This window comes from Paenarthrobacter sp. NPDC092416, from assembly GCF_044755025.1.
Lineage (GTDB): Bacteria > Actinomycetota > Actinomycetes > Actinomycetales > Micrococcaceae > Arthrobacter.
In genome coordinates this window covers 499,839-516,277 of sequence record NZ_JBIVQG010000001.1, presented here as the reverse complement: position 1 = coordinate 516,277, position 16,439 = coordinate 499,839, and the positions used below count along the sequence as shown (strand labels likewise).

Sequence of the window (16,439 nt, the reverse complement as noted above, 5' to 3'; positions counted from 1 at the left end):
CGTCGCGCATTTCCTGATCAGCCGCGTGAAGGGCAGAATCATGAGCGTGACTTTGCAACGCACCGAAGCGAATGGCGACGGCGCTTCTCCGTTTGTTGAGCTGGACCGCCAAACCTGGTCCCGGCTGGCTGCCCAGATGGAGCAGCCACTGAACGAAGAAGACATCTTCCGTCTCCGCGGCCTCGGCGATCCCCTCGATATGAAGGAAGTCCGGGAGGTCTATCTCCCGCTTTCGCGGCTCCTGCACCTCTACGTTGAGGCATCGCACCAGCTCCATGCGGCCACCACCACCTTCTTGGGTGAGCAAACCCAGCGGACGCCTTTTGTCATCGGCGTGGCAGGATCCGTGGCCGTGGGAAAGTCCACGATCGCCCGCGTCCTTCGCGAAATGTTGCGCCGCTGGCCCGGAACACCCAACGTCGAACTGATCACAACGGACGGCTTCCTCTACCCCCTGGCGGAACTCAAGCGTCGGCACCTGCTGGAACGCAAGGGCTTTCCGGAGTCCTACGACCGGCGTTCGCTGCTGCGGTTCGTCTCTGAAGTCAAAGGCGGCGCCGAGGAAGTCAGGGCCCCTTGGTATTCGCATGTCACCTATGACATCGTCCCCGGCAAGGAAGTGGTGGTCCGCCGCCCCGACGTCCTGATCGTCGAAGGCCTGAACGTCCTGGCGCCGGCCCGGCCGCGCCACGACGGGAAGCAAGGCCTCGCGGTGAGCGACTTCTTCGACTTCTCCATCTATGTGGATGCGAAGACCTCCTACATCGAGGAATGGTACGTGGACCGTTTCCGGAAGCTGCGGAGCACCGCCTTCGCCCAGCCGGAATCTTACTTCCACCGGTACGCCACCCTCTCGGACGACGATGCCGAAACGACAGCCCGCGGGATCTGGAAACGGATCAACGAGCCCAACCTCGAGGAAAACGTGCTCCCGACGCGTGGACGCGCTCAATTGGTGCTCACCAAGGACGCAGACCACTCGATCCGCCGCATGCTCCTGCGGAAGGTGTAGCACAAGTGAGCTACGAATCCCGGCCCAGCAGGCGGGCCTTCTCCACACTCCTGGGTGCGGGCGCAAGTATGGCTGCCCTGGCCGCCTGCACCCCGGACAGCGCGCTGCCCTCCCCTGTTGCCGCAAATGCTCCAACCGGCGCGTCCGAGGCCTCTCCCTCGTCCCCCGCTGTTCTGGCTGAGCCCAGCACCGCGGCCCCAGCCGTGGCGGCACCAACCAGTGCTTCACCTTCCAGCGCCATCTCGACGCAGTACTCCCTGACCGACCCCACCAGCCAATGGGTCATCGTCAACAAGCACCGCCCCCTGGCTCCGCAGAATTTCGTGCCGCCGGACCTGGTCCAGCCAGACGTCCGCCTCGCGGTCAGTGGCGAAGCAGCTCTTTTGAACAGCACGACGGCGGCTGCCACAGAAAAGATGTTCAGCGCGGCGGCCGCAGAGGGCGTCATCTTGGCCTTGGCTTCCGGCTACCGTTCCTATTCGACGCAGATTGTCACGTACAACGGGTACGTCAACAGCAGCGGACAGGCAGCTGCTGATCGTGCATCCGCACGCCCGGGCTACTCCGAGCATCAAACCGGCTGGTCCTTCGACATCTCAGACGGCGGTGGTGCCTGCAGCTTCCAACCGTGCTTTGCCGAACAACCGGCAGCAGTGTGGGCCAAGGCCAACGCGTACAAGTTTGGATTCGTCGTCCGCTACCCATGGATGTTCCACGAGACCACGGGCTACTTCTACGAATCGTGGCACCTCCGCTTCATCGGCCTAGAGGCGGCCACGGACATGGCAACGCGGGGTATTGAAACCCTGGAAGAGTATTTCGGGCTGGACGCCGCACCGGACTATCTGTAGCCCGCTGCTTAAATGGCTCCGGCCCGTTCCACCGGCATATTTGTCGGGGATCGGGCCGGAGCCACATGCATTAAGAAGGTCTTAGACGGCCAATTCGCTGGAGACGCTCAACCGTTCCTTGACTACGCCGGCCAAGCTGGTGCAGATCCGCTCGGCTGTTTCCATGTCAGCGGCTTCCACCATGACACGAACCAGGGCCTCGGTGCCGGAAGGGCGCAGCAGCACGCGGCCGGTTTCGCCCAGCTCGACTTCAGCGGCAGCAACGGCGGCAGCAACGCCCTCATCGGTGGCTGCGCGGGCCTTGTCGACGCCCTTGACGTTGATCATGAGCTGCGGGAGCTTGGTCATGGCCGTAGCGAGGTCCTTGAGGCTGCGGCCGGTCAACGCCACGTGGGCTGCAAGCTGAAGGCCCGTCAGGACGCCATCGCCGGTGGTTGCGTGATCGGAGAAGATCACGTGACCGGACTGCTCGCCACCCAGGTTGAACCCGCCGTCGCGCATTTCTTCGAGAACGTAGCGGTCGCCGACTGCCGTTTCGCGGATGGTGATGCCGGCTTCGCGCAGGGCGATCTTGAGACCAAGGTTGCTCATCACCGTGGCCACGAGCACACTGTCTTTGAGCTTGCCGGCCTCGTTCAGTGCCAGCGCCAGGATCGCCATGATCTGGTCACCGTCTACTTCGTTGCCTTCGTGGTCTACGGCGAGGCAGCGGTCGGCGTCGCCGTCGTGGGCAATACCCAAATCCGCACCGTGCTTAACAACGGCTTCCTTCAGCGGTCCAAGGTGCGTGGACCCCACGCCATCGTTGATGTTCAGGCCATCAGGCTCAGCACCAATGACCACGACATCTGCGCCAGCGTCCTTGAAGACCTGGGGAGAGCAGCCACTGGCCGCGCCGTGGGCGCAGTCCAGAACAACTTTGATCCCGTCGAGGCGCTTCGGAAGCGTGCCGAGCAGATGGACGATGTAGCGGTCTTCGGCGTCAGAGAAGCGCTGGATGCGGCCGACGTCGCCACCCACTGGACGCTGCGGTTCCAGGCCCAGGCGGGCTTCAATGGCGTCCTCGACGTCGTCGGGAAGCTTCTGTCCGCCGCGGGCAAAGAACTTGATCCCGTTATCCGGGGCAGGGTTGTGGGAGGCCGAGAGCATCACGCCGAAATCGGCGTCGAGGTCTGCGACGAGGTAAGCCGCTGCGGGGGTAGGCAGGACACCGGCGTCGAAGACGTCAATACCGGAGCTCGAAAGCCCCGCCTCCACTGCTGCTGCGAGAAACTCGCCGCTTGCCCTTGGGTCCCTGGCGACGACGGCGCGTGGCCGCTTGCCGTCGGGAGTGCGGTCATGGCCGAGTACGACGGCGGCGGCCTGAGCGAGCTGCATAGCCAGCTCGGCGGTGAGCAATCCGTTCGCGAGACCGCGCACGCCATCTGTTCCAAATAATCTAGACATCGGCACAAGTTTAGTCGACGACGGGACGCCGCCCGTCCAGCGCGCGTTGTCGGTGCGTCACAGGGGGCAGCCAGGGCTGGCTGCGGCAGCGGTTAAAGACACGCAGCGGAAGCCGTTAAACGGCGAAGGCCCGCCCCACCGAATCGGCGGAACGGGCCTTCGAGCAAGCGAAAATTAACGCTTGGAGTACTGCTGAGCCTTACGTGCCTTCTTGAGACCGGCCTTCTTACGCTCAATGACGCGTGCGTCACGAGTCAGGAAGCCAGCCTTCTTCAGGGTTGCGCGGTTGTTCTCGAGGTCGATCTCGTTCAGCGAACGAGCGACGCCGAGGCGCAGTGCACCGGCCTGGCCGGAGGGGCCACCACCGTGGATACGGGCGATGACGTCGTAAGCACCCTCGAGGTCAAGAACGCGGAACGGCTCGTTGACATCCTGCTGGTGCAGCTTGTTCGGGAAGTAGTTGGCCAGCTCGCGGCCGTTGATGATCCACTTGCCGGAACCCGGGATGACGCGAACGCGTGCAACGGCTTCCTTGCGGCGGCCAACAGCTGCGCCGGCGACGGTCAGTGCCGGGCGCTCCTTCTTGGGTGCATCTTCAGCAGCTGCACTTTCAGAGGTGTAGCTGGTGAGGGTTTCCTCAGCCTCGACGGCTTCGGCGGTCAGTTCTTCGTTCTGAGCCACGGTTCTCCTTGTAATGAAAAGTTGTTTGGTGGCCAGGACTACTGGGCGACCTGGGTGATTTCGAAAGTCTTCGGCTGCTGTGCAGCGTGGGGGTGCTCCGGGCCTGCGTAGACCTTGAGCTTGCCCAGCTGCTGAGCTGCGAGGGAGTTCTTCGGGAGCATGCCCTTGATGGCCTTCTCAACAGCGCGAACCGGGTTGGATTCCAACAGTTCGGCGTAGTTGACGGAGGTCAGGCCGCCCGGGTAACCGGAGTGGCGGTATGCGCGCTTCTGCTCCAGCTTGGCGCCGGTGAGGGCAACCTTCTCAGCGTTGATGATGATGACGAAGTCGCCCATGTCCATGTGGGACGCAAAGGTCGGCTTGTGCTTTCCGCGCAGCAGTGTTGCGGTCTGGCTGGCAAGACGACCAAGGACAACGTCGGTGGCGTCAATGACGTGCCACTGGCGGTTGATATCGCCGGGCTTCGGGGTGTACGTACGCACGGTTTTGCCTCGTTCTTGTTCTGGCGTTCATGTTTTAGGAGGCACGCAATAAGACGTGCACCTACTATGTATGCGCTACCGGAGCAGAGGTGAGGGCTCTAAAGACCAGTCATCCCAGAATCTCGAAATGCCCCTTGAGTTACTGACCCTGCAACTGGATCCCCTAGAAGGCATGTGTCATCGAGATAGGACACGCACAACGACTATAAACAATACCTTCAACGGGCTGTCCGGGTCAAAATGGGGTATCCGCCCTCCGGGGCCGCGTGCGCTGTGAGGGAGACAAGATGACCGACGGACCCGCATTCCCGCTGCTGGTTGCCTTGGCGGGACTGCTCCTGGGCCCGACCATCGAGTGGGTCATCTGCCGGCGGCTGCCGCGCCTGGGCGGACTCCCCTCCCCTGCCGTACGGATTACGACGGCGGCAGTCACCGCACTGCTGTTCGGCTTGCTTGCGTGGCGCTTTGGTTCTTCCGCGGAACTGCCGGCATATCTCCTGCTGGCTCTTCTTGGGGTGCAACTTTCCAGAATTGATTTCACACTTCATTTGCTGCCCAACTCCCTTATTTTGCTTCTCTTAGGGGGCGGGTTCCTGCTCCTTTTGGCGTCGGCGGCCCTCGCCCCAGGGTGGCCCGAGCTGCTCCGCGCCCTCGCCGGAGGGGCAATTCTGTTCGTCGGCTACCTGATACTCGGACTTATTTCACCGAGAAGCCTCGGAATGGGCGATGTGAAGCTCGCAGCACCCCTCGGAATGTACTTGGGGTACTTGGGTTGGGGGCAAGTACTCTACGGCGGACTACTGGGATTCGTGGTGGGCGGTGTGCTCACAGTACTGATGTTGCGCCTGAATCGCGCGGAAAAGCCCGCAGAAACAGCACATGGGCCGGCCATGGTTATTGCTGCCCTGGGCGTCACGCTCCTCATGAACTAGCACTCACTTTTAGGTCACCCTAACTGACTGGTTCCGACCTAAATAAGGTAAGGCTACTGATGAATCCAAGTAGTTTGGGCCGCCTCACGAGCGAAAACTGAGTACTCCCCCACCGCCTCGCGGGTGACGCGGTAATTTCCGGCTTCATAAATCGAGTACGACTACGCATTGTCGCAACTGCCGGCCAGGGTGAATTCTTATCTCATCGAATTCCGAACCGCCAAAGGCTACATGGGGGCAGCTCGGAAGGCGGGGCAAATCCCCAACATTTGCCAAACTCAATTCAAACAATTTGCCAAATCATTATCTGGGAAGGATTTTCCAATGTCTGCACTTATGCTTTCTGTCACCTCGTTCATCGCCGGCGTCAAGACCCGCTTCACCAAGGAGGAGAAGGGCGCGACGATGGTGGAATACGGCATCATGGTGGCCCTGATCGCGGTCGTCGTGATGGGTGCCGTCCTGCTTCTGGGTCCTGCAATCGCAGCTCTCTTCAACCAGGTAACTGCCGCCATCTAGTTGGCACACAGATGGTTGGCTGCGATGACGACTCCGTCGCTACCGCAGCCAACCATTTTCTTTTAGGGCACGTATGCCGTAATTCTGGGTCTGGGAGACGGTCGTGAAAGCGAAAAAGAACGAGCGCGGCGCAGTAGCCGTGGAAATGGCAATTCTCTTGCCGCTCCTACTGCTGATCTTGATCGGAATTATTGAGTTTGGACGTGTTCTCAACGTTCAAGTCTCACTGACGCAGGCAGCCCGGGAGGGTGCCCGCCACGCAGCGGTGCACTACCAGGACGGCGCTTTGGACGTCGCCGGCACGGCGCTCGGGTCCGCCCCCTCGCTTGATGGCTTGGGAGTTTCCGTCAGCGACAACGCCTCGAGCTGCTCGCCAGGCTCCAATGTCACGGTAACAACCAGTGTTTCGTTGCCATCGATGTCCGGCTTCCTCGACGCCGGATTCTTTGGCGCGCCAGGTATTTTTCCGCTCAACATGACGGGTGTGGGGGTAATGAGATGCGGTGGCTAAGTCGAGTCATTGACCGGCGCAACACACACAATTCGGTCGAGGACAGCGAACGCGGTGCCGCCACTATCATGGTCGCCGCACTGATGGTGGTCCTTTTGGGATTTGCAGCCCTTGCCGTCGACGTTGGCGCGCTCTACGCCGAGAAGGCGCAGTTGCAAAATGGCGCTGATGCGGCCGCTCTGGCCGTTGCCACGGATTGCGCCGGCGGTAGCTGCGGTGACAGCACGGCCACAGCGAATCAGTTCGCCAACAGCAACGCAAACGACAGTTCCAGTGGAGCTGTCGTAACTTTCCCCGATGCCACGACGGTACGTGTGGTTACGAATGCCCGGGACACCGGCGGCCAGGACAGCTTCTCGTTGTTCTTCGCCCGGGCTATGGGAATTGAAACAGCCACTGTAGATGCGGCGGCCGAAGCGTCTTGGGGTGCGCCCTCCTCCGCGACCACGTTGCCGTGGACGGTCAGTGAGTGCGTCTTCAAGAAATACCTCTCGCCGACCCAACTCGCTTCGCTCAATTCCACCGGAAACTTCACGGGCGACCCGATCCCGACGCATATTCTTCTCCGCTACGACGAAAATACACCGACATATCCAGGCTGTGCCGCCCAAAATGGCTATGAGCCGGGTGGCTTTGGCTGGCTCCTCACCGATTCCGGCTGTTCCACAGACATCGATCTGGACTCGACTGTCGAGGGGCAAACCGGTAACCACTTCCCGAACGCAGCCGCCTGCGATTCAGTGCTTGCACACATCATGGAACAGCCGGCCCTTATTCCGCTTTTCAATACAGCAACAGGTAACGGTGCCAATGCCGAATACACGCTCATTGGGTTCGCTGCCTTCCAGGTGACCGGATACAGGTTCAGCGGCACTGGGGGCGTCGTGGATCCACTCGCTCCGAAGTGCACCGGAAATTGCCGCGGACTTCAGGGCTATTTCTCCCGCTTCGTTTCCCTCGAAGAGGGCACGCAGGTAACCGAAGGTATTCCCAACTACGGAGCCTCAGTTGTCTCGCTGACCGAGTAGCCGCACTCAATCCGGGCCGCTCACCACGTAATGAAAATCCGATAGGAGTTATAAAGTGAAAACACGCCTACTGGGAGGCATTGCAGCACTGCTTTTGGCAGTCATCGGCACCGTTTTGTTGGTTACCTATGTTCAAGGGGCCGACAAGCGGGCGCAGCAAGGGCTTGATCCCGTAAACGTCCTTGTAGTCAAGGAGCGAATTCCGGCCGGCACCAAGGCGGAAGAAATCCAGTCCAAGGTCAAGGTGGAAACTTTGCCGCAATCGGCTGTGGCACCTGGGACCATCAATGCCCTTAACGATCAAAAGGGGAAAGTTACCTCGGTAGACTTGCAGCCCGGCGAACAGTTGCTCGGCGTCAAGCTGGTTGACCCCAAGGACCTGGCCCCCGGCACGGTCCCTGTACCTGACGGTTTGCAGGAGGCTACGTTCGTCCTTGCACCTGAGCGCATTCTGGGTGGCAGGATCGAGGCCGGCGATACAGTTACTGTCTTTGCCTCATTCAAGTTGGACGATGCTGTTCCAGCGGGAGCAAATCTCCCGGCCGGACTAACCGGTTGGAAAGACTTCACCGAGCTTTTGTATCACGATGTTTTGGTGACAGCGGTCCAGCAAGCCGCACCTGACGCAGAGAAGTCAGCTGGCGCGGACAAGGGAGTAGCCCTGCCTAACGGTTCGGCATATGTCACCGTGGCCCTCAGCGATGCCAATGCGGCAAAGATGGTCTACGGCGCCGAGTTCGGCACGCTGTGGCTCTCCAAGCAGACGGACAAGACCGTCAAGAGCGATCCGCCAACAACGACGTTCGGAGGGCTGGTCCAATGAGCCGCTTTGTAGCCATCACTGCAGTTCGTGACTTCGAAGGCCGTGTCCGCCAGGCCATCACTGGAGCACTGCACGGAGACCTGCAAACACTGTCTCCCGATGTGCTGCAGGGTGGGACGGATGACGTCTTCAAGCAACTGACCGGCGCCCCGCCGGAGGTCATGATTCTGGGACCAGGAGTGAATCCCAACGACGCTCTGAAACTTGCCACGGTCTTCGACCTCCAGTATCCGGAGATCAGCCTGCTGCTGGTCTCCGAACCTGAACCTGACATTGTGCTTCGGGCCATGCATTCAGGAATACGGGATGTGGTAAGCCCCGAGATCGAAGTCAACGAGCTGCGGGTCCTCTTGGAGCGCGCCTGCTTGGCTTCGGCCAGCCGTCGGCGCGGAATGCAGCCGGCCGCCGAGTCGGGAACGGACCGCGGCAGGGTCATCGCCGTGATGTCACCGAAAGGCGGCGTGGGCAAGACGACCGTTGCCACCAACCTGGCTGTCGGGCTGGGCGCCGTGGCGCCCATGGGCGTAGTCATCGTCGATCTGGACCTGCAATTCGGCGACGTCGCTTCAGGCCTGTTGCTGGAGCCCGAGCACTCCATTACCGAAGCCGTCCACGGCCCGGCGGCCCAGGACTCCATGGTGCTCAAGGCGTTCCTCACGGTCCACCCGGCCGGGATCTACGCACTCTGCGCTCCTCAGAAACCGTCGGATTCGGACTACATCACGGCTGACCACGTCACCCGGCTCATCAACCAGTTGGCGACTGAGTTCAAGTACGTAGTGGTGGATACCGCCCCAGGCCTGGGCGAGCATTGCCTGGCTACCTTGGAGCTCGCTACCGACGGAGTGTGGGTCTGCGGTATGGACGTGCCAAGCATTCGAGGTCTGCGGAAATGTTTCAGCGTTCTCAGGGAGCTGCAACTCCTGCCGCAGAACAGGCACACAGTGCTCAACTTCGCCGACAGGAAGAGTGGCATTTCCGTGCAGGACGTAGAGGCCACGATCGGGGTCCCCATTGACACGGTGATCCCGCGTTCCCGGAACCTTCCATTTTCCACTAATCGTGGGGTTCCCGTTCTCCAGGGAACCACTCGCGATTCGGCCACGAAGGGCCTCAGGAAGCTCGTGGAACGGTTCGATCCCCGGTTGGAACTCCCCCAGAACAAACTGCACCGGAGGGTGGTGGTGTCATGAAACTGTCAGAACGGCTCACAAAGAACAGCCCGCTTGCCACAGTCGAGGTTACCGCGAACGACGACGCCCAATCCACGGGGTCCGGCAGCTTTCCCGCCCCCGCTCAGGCGACTCCGCCTCCGGCCGGTCCGATTCTGGGTGGGGCTCCTTCAGCTCCGGCTGTTGACGCTCTTTCAGGTCTGAAGCAGCGGGCGGCGTCAGCACTCTTTGACCGGATGGGGACCAGGATCGGGGATACGTCCTCCTCCGAGGAAGAACTTCGGTCCTTTGCAGTAGAAGAACTCTCTGCGGTCATCGATGATGAGCAAGTGCCCCTCTCGCCTGAAGAGCGACGGCGCCTGATCCGGGAGATTTCGGATGAAGTGATGGGCTACGGACCTTTGCAGCGCCTGTTGGAGGACCCATCGGTTACGGAAGTCATGGTCAACCGTTTCGACCAGATCTACGTTGAACGGCACGGTCATCTGGCGTTGACGGACCTTCAATTCAGCTCGGACGTGCACTTGAGGAAGGTCATTGAGCGCATCGTCTCAAAGGTGGGGCGTCGCATCGACGAGTCTTCTCCGCTGGTGGACGCACGCTTGGAGGATGGCTCCCGTGTCAACGCGATTATCCCGCCGCTGGCCGTCAACGGACCTTCGTTGACCATCAGGAAGTTCAGCCACGTTCCGCTGACAGTCCGCAACCTCATTGAGTGGGGCTCCATGAGCCACGAGATGGCCGAGTTGCTCAGCGCATGCGTGCTGGCACGGCTCAACATCATCGTCTCGGGCGGCACCGGCACTGGAAAGACCACGCTGTTGAATGTGCTGTCGTCCTTCATTCCGGAGTCAGACCGCATCGTGACCATTGAAGACGCCGTGGAACTCCAACTACAGCAACGCCATGTTGTCCGGTTGGAAAGCCGCCCACCCAACATCGAGGGCAAGGGCGCTGTCACCATCCGCGATCTGGTCCGAAACTCCCTCCGTATGCGTCCAGACCGGATCATCGTGGGTGAAGTGCGTGGTGGCGAGTCCTTGGACATGCTGCAAGCCATGAATACAGGACACGACGGGTCGTTGTCTACGGTGCACTCAAACTCCCCGCGCGATGCGATCGCCCGTTTGGAGACGCTCGTCCTCATGGCGGGTATGGACTTGCCCCTACGGGCCATCCGCGAGCAAGTGTCCTCAGCCGTGGACCTGATCGTCCAGGTCACCCGCCTGCGTGATGGCACCCGACGAGTCACCCATGTGACGGAGGTGCAAGGCATGGAGGGAGACGTCGTCACGCTCCAGGACGCATTCCTCTTCGACTATTCAGCCGGCATCGATGCCCAGGGCAGGTTCTTGGGGCGCGCCCTTCCAACGGGTATCCGTCCTCGGTTCCTGGACCGCTTTGCTGAGCTGGGCATCCACGTTTCGCCGTCTGTCTTCGGTGTTGCGCCTACACCAGTGGGAAGGCGATAGCCATGGACTCGCCATTCCTTTTCGCATCGGCAATCGGCCTATGCATAGCCGCACTTGTTGTCGTGGTTATGGTGGTCCTGAAGCCACGTAACGGGTCTATCCCCATGGAACGACGGCGCCTTGGCACCGTTCCTGACGGTTCGGCCGTGGGCCGTGTTTCCCAATCCACCGTCCAGTTCGTGGACACTGCCTTGGGACGATCAGGCGGTCCATTCAACCGTGACGTGCTCTACAACGCGGGTGTGAAGCAGGCCCCAGCGGACTTCACCGTCATGGTGGCCATTGGAACAGTCATCGCGGGAGTTGTGGGGGCCTTCCTGATCAACATCTTCATTGGCATCTTGCTGGCTCTCGCAACCCCGTTTATTGCCAAAGTCGTGCTCGTGTTCAAGACCGAAAAGCGCCGTGCCAAATTTGAAGCGCAGCTCACGGACACCATCCAGATGCTCATTGGCGGCCTTCGGGTCGGACACAGCATTATGCGCTCCCTTGAGGCGGCGGCCCAGGAGTCCCAAGCACCAACGTCGGAAGAGTTGTCTCGGATCGTCAACGAAACCAGGATTGGCAAAGACCCTCGCCAAGCTATTGAAGACTGCGCTGACCGCATGGACAGTGAGGACTTCCGTTGGATCGGCCAGGCGATCCAGATCAACCGCGAGGTCGGCGGAGATTTGGCCGAAGTGCTCGAACAAGTGGCCGGCACTATCCGCGAACGCAGCGAGATCAAGGGTCATGTTCGTTCGCTCAGTGCTGAAGGCAAGATGTCGGCCTACATTCTGATGGCCCTCCCGGTTGGTGTTGGACTCATCCTGACACTCATGAATCCCGGCTACATGAAGGTATTTGCCCAACATCCGGTGGGTATTGCCTTGATGGTGGTAGCTGCCCTGTTATTCGCCGTAGGTGGCTTCTGGATGAGCCGCACTGTGAAGATCAAGTTCTAGGAGGGACCAATCATGACTCCCATAGCGTGGCTGATTATCGCCGCCATCATCCTTCCGCTTGCATACTTCGCTTGGTCCTTGGCCACCATTGACCGTAAGGGCATAGTGGCTATCCAAAACAACTTGGGCTCCGGGTTCGCCCAAGGAGCGGGCGTGAACATTCAACGCCCACCCATCTTGCTGGGTGTCGCCAGGAAGCTAACGCCTGGCAGCTACGAGGCCAAGCTGGACCAATGGCTTGCCCTCGCGGGACGACCGAAGTCGATGCCGCTCACCAAGCTCATCGCGATCAAGCCAGTGCTGGCCGTCTCCGGCGCTGTGGTCGGAGGTCTGCTGTTTGCCTCCGGACCCGGCCCGCTGAGCATTGGATTTGGATTGTTCCTGATCGTGTTTTTGTACTTTATCCCTGACCTCTTGGTTTATAACACCGGGATGAAACGGCAGGAGGCCATCCAGCTGGAGTTCCCCAACACCTTGGACCAAATGCTGATCTCCGTGGAGGCCGGACTTGGCTTCGAATCCGCTATGGAAAGGGCCTCGCTCTATGGAGGCGGACCACTCGCACAAGAACTGATGCGGACGCTTCAAGACATTCAGGTGGGACGGCCAAGGCAAGAGGCGTACGAGGCCTTGGCAGAAAGGTGCACGGCCGCGGACGTCCGTAGTTTCGTCCTCGCCGTGATCCAGGCCGATAAGTACGGCATCGGCATCGCCAATGTATTGCGTGCCCAGGCCAAGCAAGCCCGCGTCAAGCGCCGCCAGAACGCCGAAGAGCGGGCTATGAAACTCCCCGTCAAGGTGCTGTTTCCCCTGCTCTTCTGCATCTTCCCGGTGCTGTTCATAGTCCTTCTGGGTCCCGCCGCCATCAAGATCGTCCAGGCGTTCAGCTGATCCTGAGCCACGGGAAATAGACCGGCCGTTCGCGGATCCCAGACCACGGACGGCCACAACGGCCCCCTTCCGGTACCCAGAGCCGGGAGGGGGTCCTCCAATGCCCCGGCCAGGCCAAGAAGAGCTACTCCCGCCGGGCCCGCGTCAGCTCGGCCCGCGCCAACAACTCGCTGTCCGAGGGGTACGCGACTTCCTCCAGCACCAGAGGGTGGGGCGCGGCCAAGACGGACTTGGCGTCACGCTTCCGTTCCAGAAGACGCTCATGCAACCAGCCAGGCGTTTCCAGTCCCTCACCAACACGCAAGGCAGAACCCACCAGGGACCGCACCATGTTGTGGCAGAAAGCATCCGCTTGAACGGTGGCCACAATGACGCCGTCACTCCCCCGTTCAAAGGAAAACTTCTGCAGCTCACGGATGGTCGTAGCACCCTCACGTGGCTTGCAGTATGAGCGGAAATCCTGCAGCCCCAATAGCTGGGAAGCACCTTCGTTCAGCAACGCAACGTCCAACGGTGCTTTGTGCCAGAGTGTGATCCCCCGAAGCACGGGGTCCCAGCGCTCCGCACCGTCGGCAATCCGGTAACTGTAACGGCGCCACAAGGCAGAAAACCGGGCGTCGAAACCAACAGGCGCCAGACCGGCGTCGTGCACTTCAATGGCACCCGTGAGATCGCCAAGGATCCGACTCAGGGCGCCACGAATACGACGCAAGAGTGCGACGGCGGGATCGAGTTCGTGCCCGCGCGGCAGTGAGATCCACTCGGCTTCGGTCAGATCCATATGGACCACTTGGCCGCGCGCGTGCACCCCGGCGTCGGTGCGTCCGGCAACCGTTACGCGAATCGGACGGCGCACGAGGAGCGCCAATGCTTCCTCAAGAGCCCCTTGCACGGTGACCAGCCCGGGCTGCAGTGCCCACCCGTTGAACGGGCCGCCGTCGTAGGAAAGATCCAGTCGGACACGCAAAAACCCGCCGCCCCCCAAAGCGGGGGCAGCGGGTTTTCGTTCGTTCATAGACTTAAGTCTACTGTGAAGAATTCAGTGAATTACTTCTTGTCCTCAGCGGCCGGAGCCTCTTCGGTCTCAGCAACTTCAGCTTCAGCCTCGGGGGCTTCAGCAGCTTCGGTCTCAGCAGCTTCAGCTTCTACGGCCTCGGTCTCAACGACCTCTTCCTCGGCAGCCGGAGCAGCCTTGGCAGCAGCAGCGGTTGCTTCAGCAACAACGGCCTGCTTCGCGGAAACCGGCTCGAGAACGAGCTCGATGACAGCCATGGGAGCGTTGTCGCCCTTGCGGTTGCCGATCTTGGTGATACGGGTGTAGCCACCATCGCGGTTGGCAACGGCGCCGGCGATGTCGGTGAACAGCTCGTGGACAACGCCCTTGTCGCTGATCAGGCCGAGAACGCGGCGGCGGGAAGCGAGGTCGCCACGCTTGGCGAAGGTGACCAGACGCTCTGCATACGGCTTCAGGCGCTTGGCCTTGGTAACCGTGGTGGTGATGCGCTTGTGCTCAAACAGAGCAGCTGCCAGGTTCGCGAGCATCAGGCGCTCGTGAGCCGGGCCGCCTCCGAGGCGCGGACCCTTAGTGGGGGTAGGCATAGTTATTTCTCCTGTTGTGTAAGCCGGTCAGGTCCATCGCTGGACCTGGCGGCCAAGATCTGCTTTTTAGAGCTCGTCGTCGCTGAACGCGGCGTCGTCCTCTTCGATGGCTGCGGCGCGGGCTGCAAGATCGAAACCGGGAGGGGAGTCCTTGAGGGACAGACCCAGTTCGACGAGCTTTGCCTTGACCTCGTCGATGGACTTCGCACCGAAGTTACGGATGTCCATCAGGTCAGCCTCGGAGCGGGCAACGAGTTCACCCACGGTGTGGATGCCCTCACGCTTGAGGCAGTTGTAGGAACGGACGGTGAGGTCCAGATCCTCGATCGGCAGAGCCATGTCAGCTGCCAGGGCAGCGTCCGTCGGCGACGGGCCAATCTCGATACCTTCAGCTGCGGTGTTCAGCTCACGAGCCAGACCGAACAGTTCCACCAGGGTGGTGCCTGCAGAAGCAACAGCATCGCGGGGAGCGATAGCCTGCTTGGTCTCGACGTCGACAATGAGCTTGTCGAAGTCGGTGCGCTGCTCAACACGGGTAGCTTCCACGCGGAAGGTTACCTTCATGACCGGCGAGTAGATCGAGTCAACCGGAATACGGCCGATCTCGGAGTCGCCGGACTTGTTCTGAGCTGCCGAAACGTAGCCGCGACCGCGCTCGATGGTGAGTTCGAGTTCGAACTTGCCCTTCGAGTTCAGCGTGGCAATGTGCAGATCCGGGTTGTGGAATTCGACGCCGGCCGGCGGAGCAATGTCCGCGGCGGTGACGACTCCGGGGCCCTGCTTGCGCAGGTAAGCAACAACCGGCTCATCGTGCTCGGAGGAAACCGAAAGGTTCTTGATGTTCAGGATGATCTCGGTGACATCTTCCTTGACACCCGGAACCGTGGTGAACTCGTGCAGCACGCCATCGATCCGGATGCTGGTTACAGCAGCACCGGGGATGGAGGAGAGCAGGGTACGGCGGAGGGAGTTTCCGAGGGTGTAACCGAAGCCCGGCTCCAGCGGTTCAATGATGAAACGGGAGCGGTTCTCGGATACAACTTCTTCAGACAGGGTGGGGCGCTGTGCAATGAGCACTTAGGTTTCCTTTCGGCGAGCATCCGCTATATGACGCAACACAGGTGGTGGAAATCGGCTTCGGTTTCCAGCCTGACCAGCCGGGCCATGCTTGTGGAGGGTCGAAACCATCCACAGCAGGCCCGGCCGGTCAGACAGGGAAGACCTAATTAGACGCGGCGGCGCTTCGGCGGGCGGCAACCGTTGTGGGCGCTGGGGGTGACGTCCTGGATGGAGCCAACCTCGAGGCCAGCGGCCTGCAGTGAACGGATTGCGGTTTCGCGTCCGGATCCCGGGCCCTTGACGAATACGTCAACCTTGCGCAGACCGTGCTCCTGAGCGCGCTTTGCAGCAGCTTCGGCAGCCATCTGGGCAGCGAACGGGGTGGACTTACGGGAGCCCTTGAAGCCAACCTCACCGGCGGAAGCCCAGGAGATTACAGCACCGGTCGGGTCCGTGATGGACACGATGGTGTTGTTAAAGGTGCTCTTGATGTGCGCCTGGCCAAGCGCAATATTCTTCTTATCCTTGCGACGCGGCTTACGAACCGCTCCACGAGTCTTCGGGGGCATTGTTTCTCCTACAGAAAGTTATCGGGGGAAAACCAGGTCAATCCCGAGGGATTAACGTCCGGCCTTCTTCTTGCCGGCGACGGTACGCTTCGGACCCTTGCGGGTACGTGCGTTGGTCTTCGTACGCTGACCGCGTACGGGCAGGCCCTTGCGGTGGCGCAGGCCTTCGTAGCTGCCGATTTCCACCTTGCGGCGGATGTCAGCGGCTACCTCGCGGCGAAGGTCACCCTCAACCTTGTAGTTGCCTTCAATGTAGTCACGCAGCTGGACCAGCTCGGCGTCAGTCAGGTCCTTGACGCGAACGTCAGCGCTGATGCCGGTGGCAGCCAGGGTTTCGTGTGCACGGGTCTTGCCCACGCCGTAGATGTAAGTAAGCGCAATTTCCAACCGCTTTTCGCGGGGAATGTCTACGCCAGCGAGACGAGCCATAGTGGCAGTACTCCTTGAA

General features: G+C 60.9%; 19 protein-coding genes. 11 read left to right on the top strand and 8 right to left on the bottom strand.

Annotated elements, in window-relative coordinates; translation table 11 throughout:
- Positions 1-40 precede the first annotated feature (40 nt).
- Together coaA and ACIQC5_RS02295 are read left to right on the top strand one after the other, a co-directional pair.
- Positions 41-1,012: a type I pantothenate kinase gene (gene coaA, locus ACIQC5_RS02300; RefSeq protein ID WP_400278112.1), complete on the top strand. Its 972-nt coding sequence runs from the start codon at positions 41-43 to the stop codon at positions 1,010-1,012.
- A 68-nt stretch (positions 1,013-1,080) separates the two neighbouring features.
- Complete coding sequence (locus ACIQC5_RS02295) at positions 1,081-1,863, top strand: D-alanyl-D-alanine carboxypeptidase family protein (RefSeq protein WP_400278680.1); 783 nt, start codon at positions 1,081-1,083, stop codon at positions 1,861-1,863.
- An 81-nt stretch (positions 1,864-1,944) separates the two neighbouring features.
- Here the strand turns inward: ACIQC5_RS02295 and glmM are convergent, their stop codons facing one another.
- The 3 genes from glmM to rplM form a co-directional block, all read right to left on the bottom strand.
- A complete protein-coding gene (gene glmM / locus ACIQC5_RS02290) occupies positions 1,945-3,309 on the bottom strand; it encodes a phosphoglucosamine mutase (protein ID WP_400278111.1) in 1,365 nt (454 codons plus the stop codon).
- A gap of 174 nt (positions 3,310-3,483) precedes the next feature.
- A complete protein-coding gene (rpsI, locus tag ACIQC5_RS02285) occupies positions 3,484-3,990 on the bottom strand; it encodes a 30S ribosomal protein S9 (protein ID WP_400278109.1) in 507 nt (168 codons plus the stop codon).
- 38 nt (positions 3,991-4,028) lie between these two features.
- Complete coding sequence (gene rplM, locus ACIQC5_RS02280; RefSeq protein WP_011775554.1) at positions 4,029-4,472, bottom strand: 50S ribosomal protein L13; 444 nt, start codon at positions 4,470-4,472, stop codon at positions 4,029-4,031.
- Positions 4,473-4,759: 287 nt separating this feature from the next.
- On the opposite strand from rplM, the gene ACIQC5_RS02275 reads away from it, so the two are divergent.
- From ACIQC5_RS02275 to ACIQC5_RS02235, 9 genes are all read left to right on the top strand, one after another.
- Entirely contained in the window at positions 4,760-5,404 is a 645-nt protein-coding gene (locus ACIQC5_RS02275) for a prepilin peptidase (RefSeq protein WP_400278107.1), read from the top strand.
- A gap of 324 nt (positions 5,405-5,728) precedes the next feature.
- Entirely contained in the window at positions 5,729-5,923 is a 195-nt protein-coding gene (locus ACIQC5_RS02270) for a Flp family type IVb pilin (protein WP_400278105.1), read from the top strand.
- 103 nt (positions 5,924-6,026) lie between these two features.
- Positions 6,027-6,434 carry a TadE/TadG family type IV pilus assembly protein gene (locus tag ACIQC5_RS02265; RefSeq protein WP_400278103.1) on the top strand — a complete coding sequence of 136 codons (408 nt, stop codon included), beginning with the start codon at positions 6,027-6,029 and terminating at the stop codon, positions 6,432-6,434.
- The gene (locus ACIQC5_RS02260) at positions 6,422-7,462 is read left to right on the top strand and encodes a pilus assembly protein TadG-related protein (protein WP_400278102.1); all 1,041 of its coding nucleotides are present in this window, start codon (positions 6,422-6,424) and stop codon (positions 7,460-7,462) included. The genes ACIQC5_RS02265 and ACIQC5_RS02260 overlap by 13 nt, the downstream gene beginning before the upstream one ends.
- Positions 7,463-7,517: 55 nt before the next feature.
- Complete coding sequence (locus tag ACIQC5_RS02255) at positions 7,518-8,285, top strand: Flp pilus assembly protein CpaB (RefSeq protein WP_400278100.1); 768 nt, start codon at positions 7,518-7,520, stop codon at positions 8,283-8,285.
- Positions 8,282-9,478, top strand: coding sequence for a CpaE family protein (locus ACIQC5_RS02250; RefSeq protein ID WP_400278099.1), 1,197 nt, complete (start codon positions 8,282-8,284; stop codon positions 9,476-9,478). The genes ACIQC5_RS02255 and ACIQC5_RS02250 overlap by 4 nt, the downstream gene beginning before the upstream one ends.
- A complete protein-coding gene (locus ACIQC5_RS02245) occupies positions 9,475-10,929 on the top strand; it encodes a CpaF family protein (RefSeq protein ID WP_400278097.1) in 1,455 nt (484 codons plus the stop codon). The genes ACIQC5_RS02250 and ACIQC5_RS02245 overlap by 4 nt, the downstream gene beginning before the upstream one ends.
- 2 nt (positions 10,930-10,931) lie before the next feature.
- Positions 10,932-11,873 (top strand): type II secretion system F family protein, encoded by a 942-nt coding sequence (locus tag ACIQC5_RS02240; RefSeq protein ID WP_400278096.1) that lies wholly within the window; start codon positions 10,932-10,934, stop codon positions 11,871-11,873.
- Between the two features lie 12 nt (positions 11,874-11,885).
- Complete coding sequence (locus tag ACIQC5_RS02235; protein ID WP_400278094.1) at positions 11,886-12,764, top strand: type II secretion system F family protein; 879 nt, start codon at positions 11,886-11,888, stop codon at positions 12,762-12,764.
- Between the two features lie 124 nt (positions 12,765-12,888).
- Here the strand turns inward: ACIQC5_RS02235 and ACIQC5_RS02230 are convergent, their stop codons facing one another.
- The 5 genes from ACIQC5_RS02230 to rpsM all read right to left on the bottom strand — a co-directional run bounded on the left by ACIQC5_RS02230 (position 12,889) and on the right by rpsM (position 16,420).
- Positions 12,889-13,779 carry a tRNA pseudouridine synthase A gene (locus ACIQC5_RS02230; protein ID WP_400278092.1) on the bottom strand — a complete coding sequence of 297 codons (891 nt, stop codon included), beginning with the start codon at positions 13,777-13,779 and terminating at the stop codon, positions 12,889-12,891.
- A gap of 32 nt (positions 13,780-13,811) precedes the next feature.
- The gene (rplQ, locus tag ACIQC5_RS02225; protein ID WP_400278091.1) at positions 13,812-14,363 is read right to left on the bottom strand and encodes a 50S ribosomal protein L17; all 552 of its coding nucleotides are present in this window, start codon (positions 14,361-14,363) and stop codon (positions 13,812-13,814) included.
- Between the two features lie 66 nt (positions 14,364-14,429).
- On the bottom strand, positions 14,430-15,440 hold the full coding sequence (locus ACIQC5_RS02220; protein ID WP_011775567.1) for a DNA-directed RNA polymerase subunit alpha: 1,011 nt from the start codon (positions 15,438-15,440) through the stop codon (positions 14,430-14,432).
- A 149-nt stretch (positions 15,441-15,589) separates the two neighbouring features.
- Positions 15,590-15,991 carry a 30S ribosomal protein S11 gene (rpsK, locus tag ACIQC5_RS02215; RefSeq protein WP_021472435.1) on the bottom strand — a complete coding sequence of 134 codons (402 nt, stop codon included), beginning with the start codon at positions 15,989-15,991 and terminating at the stop codon, positions 15,590-15,592.
- Between the two features lie 51 nt (positions 15,992-16,042).
- Positions 16,043-16,420, bottom strand: coding sequence for a 30S ribosomal protein S13 (rpsM, locus tag ACIQC5_RS02210; RefSeq protein ID WP_011775569.1), 378 nt, complete (start codon positions 16,418-16,420; stop codon positions 16,043-16,045).
- Between the last annotated feature and the right edge of the window lie 19 nt (positions 16,421-16,439).